This is a genomic window from Gordonia sp. JH63 (assembly GCF_009856645.1).
Classification (GTDB): Bacteria; Actinomycetota; Actinomycetes; order Mycobacteriales; family Mycobacteriaceae; genus Gordonia; species Gordonia hongkongensis.
Window position 1 is genome coordinate 749,929 of record NZ_CP047235.1, and the last position, 12,333, is coordinate 762,261.

Annotated in this window: 14 protein-coding genes; 13 read left to right on the forward strand and 1 reads right to left on the reverse strand. The window is 66.2% G+C overall.

Annotation, left to right across the window (positions count from 1 at the left end):
• Positions 1-21 precede the first annotated feature (21 nt).
• The 6 genes from ureB to GR168_RS03405 all read left to right on the forward strand — a co-directional run bounded on the left by ureB (position 22) and on the right by GR168_RS03405 (position 5,262).
• Entirely contained in the window at positions 22-792 is a 771-nt protein-coding gene (gene ureB / locus GR168_RS03380; protein ID WP_137808558.1) for an urease subunit beta, read from the forward strand.
• Positions 770-2,485, forward strand: a complete 1,716-nt coding sequence (gene ureC / locus GR168_RS03385; protein ID WP_159370026.1) for an urease subunit alpha — start codon at positions 770-772, stop codon at positions 2,483-2,485. Before ureB ends, ureC begins: the two co-directional genes overlap by 23 nt.
• A gap of 9 nt (positions 2,486-2,494) precedes the next feature.
• Entirely contained in the window at positions 2,495-3,121 is a 627-nt protein-coding gene (gene ureG / locus GR168_RS03390; RefSeq protein ID WP_159370027.1) for an urease accessory protein UreG, read from the forward strand.
• On the forward strand, positions 3,118-3,960 hold the full coding sequence (locus GR168_RS03395; protein WP_159370028.1) for an urease accessory protein UreD: 843 nt from the start codon (positions 3,118-3,120) through the stop codon (positions 3,958-3,960). Before ureG ends, GR168_RS03395 begins: the two co-directional genes overlap by 4 nt.
• Positions 3,961-3,971: 11 nt before the next feature.
• Positions 3,972-4,493: an urease accessory protein UreE gene (locus tag GR168_RS03400; RefSeq protein WP_159370029.1), complete on the forward strand. Its 522-nt coding sequence runs from the start codon at positions 3,972-3,974 to the stop codon at positions 4,491-4,493.
• A 67-nt stretch (positions 4,494-4,560) separates the two neighbouring features.
• A complete protein-coding gene (locus GR168_RS03405; protein ID WP_238995009.1) occupies positions 4,561-5,262 on the forward strand; it encodes an urease accessory UreF family protein in 702 nt (233 codons plus the stop codon).
• 21 nt (positions 5,263-5,283) lie between these two features.
• Here GR168_RS03405 and GR168_RS03410 read toward each other — a convergent pair whose 3' ends face one another.
• Positions 5,284-5,766 (reverse strand): PaaI family thioesterase, encoded by a 483-nt coding sequence (locus GR168_RS03410; protein WP_068971300.1) that lies wholly within the window; start codon positions 5,764-5,766, stop codon positions 5,284-5,286.
• A gap of 128 nt (positions 5,767-5,894) precedes the next feature.
• Between GR168_RS03410 and GR168_RS03415 the strand changes: the two genes are divergently transcribed.
• From GR168_RS03415 to GR168_RS03445, 7 genes are all read left to right on the forward strand, one after another.
• Positions 5,895-6,503 carry a TetR/AcrR family transcriptional regulator gene (locus GR168_RS03415; protein ID WP_058251303.1) on the forward strand — a complete coding sequence of 203 codons (609 nt, stop codon included), beginning with the start codon at positions 5,895-5,897 and terminating at the stop codon, positions 6,501-6,503.
• Positions 6,504-6,641: 138 nt separating this feature from the next.
• Positions 6,642-7,319 carry a DUF4166 domain-containing protein gene (locus tag GR168_RS03420; RefSeq protein ID WP_065630135.1) on the forward strand — a complete coding sequence of 226 codons (678 nt, stop codon included), beginning with the start codon at positions 6,642-6,644 and terminating at the stop codon, positions 7,317-7,319.
• 114 nt (positions 7,320-7,433) lie between these two features.
• Complete coding sequence (locus GR168_RS03425; protein WP_058251301.1) at positions 7,434-7,874, forward strand: SRPBCC family protein; 441 nt, start codon at positions 7,434-7,436, stop codon at positions 7,872-7,874.
• A 109-nt stretch (positions 7,875-7,983) separates the two neighbouring features.
• Positions 7,984-8,505 (forward strand): DUF6764 family protein, encoded by a 522-nt coding sequence (locus GR168_RS03430; RefSeq protein ID WP_058251300.1) that lies wholly within the window; start codon positions 7,984-7,986, stop codon positions 8,503-8,505.
• Positions 8,506-8,607: 102 nt separating this feature from the next.
• Positions 8,608-9,558 carry a polyphosphate kinase 2 gene (gene ppk2, locus GR168_RS03435; RefSeq protein WP_058251299.1) on the forward strand — a complete coding sequence of 317 codons (951 nt, stop codon included), beginning with the start codon at positions 8,608-8,610 and terminating at the stop codon, positions 9,556-9,558.
• 26 nt (positions 9,559-9,584) lie between these two features.
• Positions 9,585-10,397, forward strand: a complete 813-nt coding sequence (locus GR168_RS03440; protein ID WP_058251298.1) for a hypothetical protein — start codon at positions 9,585-9,587, stop codon at positions 10,395-10,397.
• Positions 10,398-11,085: 688 nt separating this feature from the next.
• A complete protein-coding gene (locus GR168_RS03445; protein WP_159370031.1) occupies positions 11,086-12,330 on the forward strand; it encodes an HNH endonuclease signature motif containing protein in 1,245 nt (414 codons plus the stop codon).
• Positions 12,331-12,333 lie beyond the last annotated feature (3 nt).

The window sequence follows — 12,333 nt, forward strand, 5'->3', positions numbered from 1 at the left end:
GCCATCTGAGAGGGAACACCTGTGCATCTCACACCGAAGGACGAGGACCGGCTGCTGCTTTTCCTCGCAGCTGAGCTCTCACGCAGACGCCGGTCTCGCGGACTGCGACTGACGTATCCGGAAGCGCGTGCGCTCATCGCCGACGAGGTGGCGGAAGCCGCTCGTGGGGGAGCCAGCGTCTCGGAGGCGGCGGCACTCGGTGCGTCGCTCCTCACCGATGACGACGTGGCCCCCGGGGTCGCAGCCCTCCTGGGGTCGGTGCAGGTGGAGGGATTCTTCGACGACGGCCAGAAGCTCGTCACCGTTCACGACCCGATCCGGCCGGGAACCGGCCCTGCGCCGACGCGACTGGCCGGTGACGAGCACACGCCCGGGGAGTATCTGCTCGTCGACGAAGACGTCGTGATCAACGACGGGCGGGACACGGCAGCGATCACGGTGGTCAACACCGGTGATCGACCGGTCCAGGTCGGCTCGCACTTCCACTTCTTCGAGGCCAACCGGGCGCTGCTGTTCGATCGACGGGAAGCCTTCGGGATGCGTCTGGACATCCCGTCGGGCACCGCTGTCCGGTTCGAGCCCGGGGCCGAGCACGATGTCGAACTCGTCGCCTTCGGCGGCGAGCGCGTCATCACCGGCCTCAACGACATGACCAACGGCCCAACCGATGTTGCGCTGCCCGCCGCGACGCTACGCGACCTGCGCGCAGCGGGATTCCTGGACACGTCCGCGGGAGACGTAACCGGGAGGACCACTTCAGGAGGGGACTATGGTGCAGAGACTGACGCGTAGGCACTATGCGGAGCTGTTCGGGCCGACGACCGGCGACAGGGTGCGTCTGGCCGACACCGAACTCCTGGCGCGCGTGGAGTCCGACGCCACCGTATACGGCGACGAGTCGGTGTTCGGCGGCGGCAAGACCATGCGTGAGGGCATGGCCGTGCACAATGCGATCACGAATGCCGAAGGCGCACTGGACTTCGTGATCACGAACGTCCTCATCATCGATGCTGTGCTGGGGATTCGTAAGGCCGACATCGGGATCAAGGACGGGCGCATTGCCGGCATCGGCAAGTCCGGCAACCCCGCCACCATGGATGGGGTCGATGCCGAGCTGGTGATCGGAGCCGGCACCGACATCCGTTCGGGTGAAGGCATGATCGCGACCGCGGGAGCCATCGACGTCCACGTGCACTTCGACAGCGCCGGACTGGTCGAGGAAGCCATCTCGAGCGGTATCACCACCATGATCGGTGGGGGCCTGGGTCCGGTCACGGTGGGGATCACCAGCTCGGGGCCACATAATCTGGCAAGGATGCTTCGGGCAGCAGAGGCATTCCCGATGAACTTCGGATTCATCGCGAACGGAAGTGCCGCATCCACAGCACCGTTGATCGAGCAGGGACTCGCCGGTGCGATCGGATACAAGATCCACGAGGACTGGGGTGCGACGCCGGCATCGATCCGCGCCTCGCTCGACGCGGGCGACGAACTCGACCTACAGGTGCAGATCCACAGTGACACCCTGAACGAGTCGGGCTTCTATGAGGACACCATGCGCGCAATCGGTGGCCGCACGATCCACACCTATCACGCCGAAGGTGCGGGCGGTGGACACGCCCCGGACATCATGCGGGTCGTGGGTGAGCCGAATTGCCTTCCGTCGTCCACGAATCCGACCAACCCGTATACGCTCAACACCTTCGACGAACATCTCGACATGGTCATGGTGTGCCATCACCTCAATGCGCGGATACCGGAGGATGTGGCTTTCGCCGAGTCGCGTATCCGGCGAGAGACGATCGCCGCCGAGGACGTCCTGCACGATCTTGGCGCCATCTCCGCGATCGGCTCGGACTCGCAAGGGATGGGCCGCATCGGCGAAACCATCGCCCGTACATGGCAACTCGCCTCGCACATGCGCGCCACGCGTGGGCCGTTGCCGGACGACGCCGGTACCGGCGCGGACAATCAGCGCATCTTGCGTTACATCGCCAAGCTGACGTTGAATCCGGCGAAGATGTTCGGCATCGACCACGAGGTCGGATCGTTGGAGCCCGGCAAGCTCGCCGACGTCGTGCTGTGGGAGCCGAAGTTCTTCGGTATCCGTCCAGAAGTCGTGTTCAAAGGTGGCTTCCCGGCGTGGTCGGTGATGGGCGAATCCAACGCCTCGTTGATGACCTGCGAACCGCTGAAGTATCGCCCGCAATGGGCGGCTTTCGGCAAGTCGCCGGCCGACGTGTCGGTCAACTTCGTCGCACGCGCGGCCCTCGACTCTGGCCTCGGGAACCGACTGGGTCTCGAGACCCCGCTGATCGGCTGCACGGGATCGAGGGCCTTGACCAAGGCGGACTTCGTCCACAACGACCACCTGCCCGAGATCTCCATCGAACCCGATACCTACCGGGTGGTGGTGAACGGGGAGATCTGCACGAGCACACCGATGTCGAGCGTCCCGCTCGGACGCCGGTACACGCTCAAATAGGAGGAGAGCATGAGTTCGGATCCGATCCGTATCGGAATCGGCGGACCGGTCGGCTCTGGCAAGACCAGGCTGGTCGAGTCGTTGGTCCCCGTCCTCACAGAACGCGGGGTCGATCTCGCAGTGATCACCAATGACCTGGTGACCGACGAGGACGCCCAGCGTGTACGACGCAGCGGCATCATCGACCCCGCGCGGGTCCGAGCCGTCGAGACCGGTGCGTGCCCGCACACCGCGATCCGCGAGGACCCATCGGTCAATCTGGCCGCCGTGGATGACCTGGCGGCTGCCTACCCAGGCCTCGACGCGGTGCTGATCGAGTCCGGCGGAGACAATCTCGCTGCCACATTCAGCAGTGATCTCGTCGACTACTGGATCTTCGTCATCGACACCGCCGCCGGCGACGACATCCCGCGGAAGCAGGGTATCGGCCTTCTGCAGGCTGACCTGCTCCTGGTGAACAAGATCGATCTCGCCGAGATGGTCGGAGCCGACCTGGATCGCATGCGACACGACTGTTCGGTTGCCCGGCCGAGTAAACCCACACTGTTCACCGACCTACGGCATCAGGTGGGCGTCGTCGAGGTGGCCGACGAGATAGTCAAGGGAGCAATGCTTCCCACGCCACCGAGGGCATGATCGAGCCGGGGGTTCTCGATGTCGACGTGGTCGCCGATATCTGCGGAAGGACCCGGGTGCGGCATCTGCGGCAGGCCTACCCGCAACGGGTCACCACACCGCTGTATGTCGACGTCGACCCACGGATCGCCTACCTCTGCGTACAGAATCCGTCCGGCGGGATCTTCGCCGACGACTCGTTGCACACGACTGTGGCGGCCGGCCCCGGCAGCCATCTCCTGTTCACGTCCCAGGCGGCAACCCAGGTGTTCGACGGCCACGACGGACCGGGGGCAACCCACCACCAACGGATCCGGGTCACAGATCGATCGGTGGTCGAGTTCGTTCCGCGCGAAATCATTCCGCAGGCCGACTCCCGGTTCGCTCAGTACACCGAGATCGACGTCCGGGGTTCGGGGCTCTTCGTCGGATGGGAGATGCTCGCTTCCGGGCGGATCGGCCGTGGGGAGCGGTTCCGGTACCGGTCTCTCGTCTGCCGGACCACGGTGCGGGTCGACGGTGAGGTCGTTGCGCGGGACGCGCTTCGGTTTCGTCGACCCGAAGGGCGGGTCGACGACGCCGGTTCGCTGCCGGAGCGGCTGATCGGCGCGAACTACTGCGCTACGTTGCTGGTAGTAGCTCCCACGAGAAGTGCCGGTGCATTACAGAATGCACTGCAATCGGCCCTCGACGCGTTGGATGTGGTCGGCGGCGTCAGCGCACTGCCGGGCGAGAGTGGTGCGATCGTGCGCGTGCTCGGCACGAGAGCACCCGCGATGCGTGAGGCGCTCGCCGTGTGTCTGGCGTCAATCCGGTCCGAATTGTTGATGCTGGCACCGCCCCCAAGGCGATTGATCTGAAAGGACACCCCATGACCACCGAATCCACCGAGCAGGCACGGGAAGTGACCCACCTCCTGGGACGTGAGTGTGATGAAGAGTTCCACGGACGTCGAGTCGACCTCGTCGAGATCGGTTGGGGGGACGCGCGTAAGCATCGACAGATGCTCACGACCGCATCGGGATCGACGGTGCGGCTCCGCCTCCCACGAGGTTCCTTTCTCGACGACGGAGCGGTCCTGGCCGACGACGGCGAGACCATCACCGTGGTACGTCGTGCTGCCGAGCCCGCCATCGTCGTCGACTTCGATGCCAACGGCGGACCCGACGGTGCGCGGCGAATGCTGTTGCTGGGTTATCTGCTGGGCAACCAGCATGCCCCGCTGGATGTCTCGGCGGACCAGGTGTCGACGCCGCTGATGACGAGCGCGACGACCGCGAAGGACACCCTCGCCGCACTGCGTCTGCAGGGTGTGGTGGCCGACGTCCCGCTCGCCTCACACGGATGGTCGAACACGTCGGCCGATCATCACCATCAACACCATCATGACTGATCGACCCGTCATCAGTTGCTGCCCGAATGATCGGACCGCGATCGACTCCGCTGTGTCCGATTGCTCTGTGCCCGATTCCTTCGCGGCGGCCGTCGGCTGGCTGAACCTGCACGACAGCGCTTTTCCCGCGGGCCGTCTGGTCCACAGCAACGGCATCGAGAGCTGGCTGCGTGCGTTTCCCGACGCCGGGCCCGATCAGATCGTCGAGCTCGTCGTGGATTACGTGGCGACCTCGGTCGCGACACTCGATGCGGTTGTCGGTGTCCACGCTTGGGCGAGTGACGATCTCGCGATGCTCACGGGCCTCGATCGGGAGTTGCTCAGCTACAAGACTTCGGAGAACGCGCGAGACGCGTCGCTCAAGCCGGGGCGTCAGCTCGCCGACACCGCAGCTCGTGTCGGGATGATCTGCGGAGTGCCGGACTGTGCTCGCGCGGATTACCTTCGCGCGGTGTCGTCGGCGAATGCACCGGGCAATCTGGCCGTCGTCGAAGCCGTAGTCCAGGCGGGACTCGGGATCGACCGGCGCACCGCGGCCCTGGGGACGCTGCGTTCGTCGATGGCATCCGCGTTCAGCGCGTGCGTACGTCTCGGCAGGCTCGGTTCGCTGGGCGCACAGCGTGCACTGGTCGCGGCGACACCCGCTCTCGTCGACCTTGCCGCCGACGTCGAGCGGGCTCCGCTCGACGCCCTGAGCTCCAGCAGCTTCGCGCTCGAGCTGTTCGGCATGCGACATGCACAGATGTCGCCTCGGCTCTTCGCCAGCTGATGCAGCCGGACTTGGATCCGGCTACCGGAACACGATGCAGGTGGTGGTCCCGTGGGCGACGAGCTTGCCCTCGGCGGAGAACACCTTGCCCTCGGCGGTCGCGGTGGTGCGGCCGGCGTGGATGACGGTACCCACGCCGGTCAGCTCCCCGGCGTCCACGGCGACCGAGCGGATGTAGTTCACCTTCAGCTCCAGCGTCGTGTAGCCGACCCCGGCGGGCAGCGTGGTGTGGACGGCGCACCCCATCACCGAGTCCAGCAGCGTGGCGCAGATGCCGCCGTGAACGGTGCCGAGGGGGTTGGCGAAGTCGGGCTGCGGGGTCACGGCGAAGGTGACCGCGCCCTCGTCGATCTGCTTGGGCACCATGCCCAGGAGGCGGCCGATGCTCGGACGGTCGGAGCCCGCGCCGCCCGCCTGCCAGGCTCGCAGCAGCTCGAGTCCGGACATGGTGGTGGGGTCGGTGGGTGCGTCAGTCGTGGTCGTCATGACTATGCATGGTTGCATACTCCGCCGTGGTTATGAAGGTCTGCATATCGGAAAGGCTGCGCCGCATACGGGATGACCTCGGCCGATGCTATGTATGCTGGCCACGACATCGGTTGTATGAGGGTCGGCATAGGAGTTGTTGCTGCATGGCGTCACATCCCGCCGAGTCCGTGATCACCGGCGCGGACGACCGCGGCCCCCGCGAACGCATGGTCGTGCACGCGGCCGATCTGATCGGCCGCGACGGGGTCGCCGCCACCTCCATCGGCGACGTGATCTCGGCGAGTTCCGCACCACGGGGATCGATCTACCACCATTTCCCCGGCGGTAAGACCCAACTGATGACCGAAGCCGTCCGGTACGCCGGTGAGTTCATCGCCGAACGCATCGGGCGTCCGACCACGATGACCCCGGCCGACACGGTGCGCGAGATCGGCGGGGTGTGGCGGCGACTACTGGTCAACACCGACTTCCAGTTCGGCTGCCCCGTGCTGGCCGGCGGACTCGCCCGCCGCAGCGAACCCGCGGTGGCGGACGCATCCGCCGAGATCCTGCAGCGCTGGGCCGACCTGGTCACCGCGCGGCTGGTGGTCGACGGCGTCGACAGCGACCGTGCCGACTCACTGGCCAACCTCATCATCGCGGCGGTCGAGGGAGCGGTCGGACTGTGCCAGACGCGGCGCAGCGTCGAACCCCTCGATCGCGTCATCGCCGAACTGGCGAGCCTCTGCGACGCGGCCGTCGATCGGGTCTGATCCGGGGCGAGACGTTGGACACAGGTGTGCTCCGTTAGTAGGTTCACCATGTCGTCACCGCCGTGGTGGCGTCTGGCCTGCATCCGTTCATCGTCGGGGCGGGCTCGAATCGGTGGGTGAGCTCGGGGAGGTTGCGCCATGACGCCGGTCTTCCGGCATGCGCTGGGTTCGGACTTCGACCGTCTGCATCCCAACGTCGCATGGCGCTACGGCATCGACTCGACTTCCGGTGTCGCGCAAGTCTGTAGCGGTATCTACGAGTCGGTCTACGTGTCGTCGGCGCTGCCGCCGCCCGCCCTGTGGCATTACGCCAAGCGCAATGCGCTGCCCTCGAAGACCAGTCGCATGGTGCCGTTCACCCAGGGTTACTACTGCTACTCCGACGAGCTGGGGCGCGAGTCGCTCGCGGTGCTGCGGAATTTCCAGTACACGACCGGCCCGCGCAAGCTGAACTCCCTGCTGGTGGCCGGGCGCACGGGCCTGGTCGACTACTTCGGCGACGGCCCCGAGTTCCTGTATCCGATCGAACCGTCGGTGACGCGATCCGGCGAACTGTTGCTCGAGAGCGGACCGATGCGCTGGCTCGGACGCGGACCCAAGGTCGGGATGAAGGGGCTGTTCACCGCTCAGATGAAGTACATCGAGGGCTGGGACGAGAAACGGGATCGATTCCGCTGCGACGCGACCGTCCGCAACCCCCTCATCGGCGAGATCATGCACTTCCGCGGCTGGTTCACCGCCGTCGACCAGGCGTGCTCGTTGCGCGACATCCCGGACGAGGCGTGGCCGGTCAACCTGGTCGACCGCGAGAGCTGAACGGTTCGATCCAGGGCGACTCCGTCGCGGCAATCCAGGGCGACTCCGTCGCGGCTCGACACAGCCTCGACAGTTCGTTGCATAGGCGGAACGGGCGCGCGGTAGGTTCAGCGCATGGCTGTCTCAGCGAACATCGAATTCGACGTCGCCGCCCCGGTCTCGGTGGTGATGGAAGTGCTCATGGACATCGAGTCCCTACCGGACTGGTCGGGCCCGCACAAGGAAGCCGAGATCCTGTCCAGCTACGACGACGGCACGCCGCAGAAGGTGCGGATGGTCGTCACCGCCGCGGGTATCTCCGACGAGCAGACCTGCACCTATGACTGGACCGAGAACTCGTGCGAATGGCACCTCATCGAGTCGAATCAGTTGAGCGAGCAGCACGGCAAGTACACCGTCACCGAATCCGACAAGGGTGCCCATGTCCGCTTCGACCTGGCCGTCGAGCTGAAGATCAAGCTGCCCGGACTCATCGTGAAACGCGCCCAGAAGATGGCCGTGGACACCGCGCGCAAGGGACTCACCGCGGAAGTGGAGAAGCGCGCGGCGGCCTGAGGACGATCGTGACCGGGACGTGACGAGTCGATCGTCTCCTCCACGGCGCCGGCCCCTGTACGCTGAGGGCGTTCCTTACCGGGCGCCCGAGCTATGGAGGCCAAAGCAGTTGAGAATCAAGAAGTTTGCCGTTCGCGGCCTGGTCCTGGCGGCGGGGCTCGCCGGATGTGTTGGTTTCGCCGGGTTGTCGGGCGAAGGGGTCGCCGCGGCGGACACGCGTTGCTCGGTGTCGAACGGTCATCAGGTCGAGCGTGTCGAGGGGCGCAGCGGTTGCGGCGCCAAGGCCGGAGTCGGCAGTCGCGCGAGTGCCGATGAATACAGCGGTCGCGGCACCGCGGTCTCGGTCTCGGACAACGGCGGCAACGCCGCGGCCTACAACCTGCAGCCCGGTTCGACGGCGCTCGCCGGCGCCAACAGCCGGGGCAACGCCTACTCGGTCACGACCGGCCCGAGCGCACTGTCCGTCGCCCAGGCGCGTCGCGGTGGTACGACGGTGGCGATCGGCGGCTGGGGCGGCGAGGCCTACGCCGGTCCCGAAGGTGCCCGCTGCAGTGGCGGTTTCGCGACCGCGTTCGACACCAGCACGGGTAAGGCATGTCTGCACGCCGGTTCGATCGACCTGCGGAACTGAGCGGCTCCACCTCACGACACCTGAGAGACAGAACACGCCCGGCGCGACGGTAGTTCACCGGAGCGTCGGGCGTCGTTCGCCGCTTCGACCTATCGTTGTGGAGTGACCGACCTCCACGATCCCGAGACCCAGATCGGCCCCGACTTCAGCGTGCTCAACGGCCGCGAAGCACTTCAGCAACTCGTCGACCTCCACGACACCACGCACTTCACGGTCAACGACGACGATGACGACGACCCGGTCCTGCTGACCCTGCCCGAGCGGAATGTCGTCGACACCTGGCGCGAGGACTACCCGTACGAGGAGCGCATGAGCCGCCGCGAGTACGAGGTCACCAAGCGGCGGCTGCAGATCGAACTGCTGAAGCTGCAGAAGTGGTCCAAGCAGACCGGGCAGCGGCATCTGCTGGTCTTCGAGGGCCGAGACGCGGCGGGCAAGGGCGGCACCATCAAACGATTCAACGAGCACCTCAACCCGCGCGGCGCACGCACGATCGCCCTGGAGAAGCCCAGCGAACGCGAGGCCACCGAGTGGTACTTCCAGCGGTATGTGCAGCACCTGCCCGCCGGCGGGGAGATGGTGTTCTTCGATCGCTCCTGGTACAACCGCGCCGGCGTCGAACGGGTCATGGGGTTCTGCAGTCCGCAGCAGTACACGCAGTTCGTCGCCCAGGTCCCGGCGTTCGAGAAGATGCTCGTCGACGACGGGATCAACCTGGTCAAGTTCTGGTTCTCGGTCACCCCGCTCGAGCAGCGGACCCGGTTCGCGATCCGTCAGATCGACCCGGTGCGCCAGTGGAAGCTGTCGCCCATGGACCTGGCGTCGCTGGACAAGTGGGATGCCTACACCGAGGCGAAAGAGGCGATGTTCGCCACCACCGACACCGACCACGCACCCTGGACGGTGGTGAAGTCCAACGACAAGAAGCGGGCGCGCATCAACGCCATGCGTCACGTGCTGAGTCTCTTCGACTACGACGGCAAGAACGAGTCCTTCGTGGGCACACCCGACCCGCTGATCGTCGGCCGCGCCGCGGATGTGATCGGGGAGTAGTTCCCCGGCTCGGTAGCCTCGTGGCTGTGCGTAGCTTCCTGAGTGCCCTGTTGACACTAGTCGCGATCGCGGCGACCGTTCTCGCCGTACCGTCTTTCTGGCTGGATCAACGCATCGTCGACCAGGCGGGGTTCGTCGCCACGGTCGCGCCGATGGCCGAGAACCAGCAGGTCAAGGACTACCTCGCAGATGAGATCGCCGCGCAGGCGACCGCGCGGACAGACCTGCCGATCGCCGGCGTCCTGGTGCGGCCGCTGGCGGGCCGCTACACCGAGAGTGAACAGTTCCAGCAGGACTTCGCCGATGTCGTCGGCCAGCAGCACGCGTTCCTGTTCGAGGAGCCGGCGCCCGGTTCGGACACCTCGGTGATGCAACTCGACATCACGAACATGATCAACCGCTCCCTGAACCTGACCGGTGGCAACGCGATCCAGGGGCCGGTGGTCGTCGAGTTGACCAACGGCTCCTCGGGCCTCGAGGCGGGCCGGTACGCGGAGGTGGGTAGCCAGATCACGCTGCTCGCCTGGGGCTCGGCGGCGGTGGCCGTGATCGCAGCCGTGCTCGCGCTGCTGATCGCCCGACGACGCGGAACCGTCTTCGCGTGGCTCGGGCTCGGCGTGCTTGCAGCCGGCGTCTCGACCTGGGCCATGGGCCTGTTCTTCGCCGACCGCGCCAAGCAGGAGGTGGCCGGCGCAGAGCGCTCGGGCCGCCAGGTCGCCGAGCTCATCATCGACGGCGCCTACGACGACGTCACCCGGGTCGCACTGATCGTCGGCGGCGTGGGCGTCGCGATGTTCGCCGTCGGGATCCTGGGACGGCTGATCATCGGGCGGCGCTGAGGGAGGGTGCGTCAACCCTGCCCCCTGATCCGAAAGAACGACATGACCATTGGTCCCTGAGGTGCGAGAGCGCAGGCGATGCCTTCCCTCTGCTCCCTGCGGTGCGAGGAGCGCAGGCGATGCCTTCCCTCTGCTCCCTGAGGTGCGAGGAGCGATAGCGACGAGCCTCGAAGGGTTGGCGACGCATCTCGCCAGGACCCTTCGAGACGGCCTCCGCAGGCTCCGGCCTCCTCAGGGAGCAGAGTTCTTTCGTCTCCACGACGGGTCGCCAGGCCTCGGATACTGAGGATTGCCCGGAGTGTGCGTCACGCCCGTTCCCTGAGGAGTGCCCGGAGCTTGCGGAGGGCGTGTCACGCAGGGTCCGCCGAGCACCCCCGACTGATGGACCTCAACTCGACCGATGGACTTCGATCGAAGTGCATCCGTCGAGTTCGAGTTCATCGGTCGGAGCCGGATGCAGTGCGAGGTCGGGCCGGCTCGCTGAAGCAGTTCGTCTGAGCTCTACCACGGTGGTTGTTGGGTCGTAGACGCTGACGCTATGTGACTGGTGGGGTTTTTGTTCACCACAGTTCACCACCGTTCACCGCTGAGGCCTGAGTGACAGAGACTGCGGTGCAACAGGATTCGATGACTATGAGGCCTGTGGAGAAGTCTCGTCGTCGAACGTGATTGCGAGTAGCTTGGTGTCATGCCCTCGATCACCGAGCTCCGCGACACCCTCATCTCACTGCCGTCACCACCCGACGACGGCAGTGGCCGTGCTCTGCACGAGCGGCTCGACGAGCTGCGGATGCTGAGCAACGTGCTCGATCACCAGATCGCCGTACATACAGCACTTTTCGACGCCACGGGTACGGCAGCGCGGGCGGGGTCGACCACACGGAACGCACTGATCGAGATGGGCATGCCACCCGCGGCCGCGCACCGCTATGTGCGGATCGCCGACGGGCTGGAGTCGGTGCCGAAGGTCGCCGACTGTGCTGCCGAGGGCTATCTGTCTGCCGAGTGTGTCGACGCGGTGATCCGCGGGCTAGCGCTCATCGACAAACTTTCTGCCACAACGCTGTCCGACGACGAGCGCAGCGGATATGAGAGCGAGTTGCTCGCGCAGGCATTCTCCGGCGCCACCCCCGCCCAGATCGACGACCACGCCCGCGGGATCGCCCAGCGGGTCGCCGCCACCGACCCCAGCACCGTGCCGGCTGCCGATGACGCATCGCTGAACACCGTGCACACCCACATCACCGAGGAGGGTCGGGTCGCGATCGCCGGAGATGTGACCGCGGTGATCGGAGAGAAGTTCGTGTCCATGATCGACGAACGGTCCTGTCCGCGTCCCGAACCCGACGGCGCTGCCGATCGTCGAGGTGCGGCCGAGCGACGCGCCGATGCGCTGGAGTTGCTGTTGGATCAAGCCGCGATCGGCGCGGCGATGACCACCGCCGGAGCACCACGCACCCAACTGCTGGTGACCATTCCTGCCGATGGGGTTGACCCGGCACGCCTGCCGTGGATGGGTGCGGTGTCAGAATCGACGACACGGCGTTTGTCGTGTGACGGCGGGGTCGCCGAGATCGTCCTCGACGACGAAGGGGTGCCGCTACAAATGGGCACCACGAAACGACTGTTCCCGCACCACCTGCGGCAGGCGATCATCGTGCGCGATCGGTGTTGTGTGAAATGCGGTGCGCCAGCATCGCATACGCAAGTTCACCATCTGGTCCACTGGGCCGATGGCGGCCCCACCGATCTGGACAACGGGTGCCTGCTTTGTCAACGCTGTCATACCCAGGTCCATCACCACGGCTGGCAGGTCGTGATGGGGCCCGACCGGCACCCATGGCTCATCCCACCCGCCGACATCGACCCGCGGCGCCTACCCCGACCCGCCTACAACCGGCGCACCATGCGACTCGACGACGCTCTCGTATAGCTG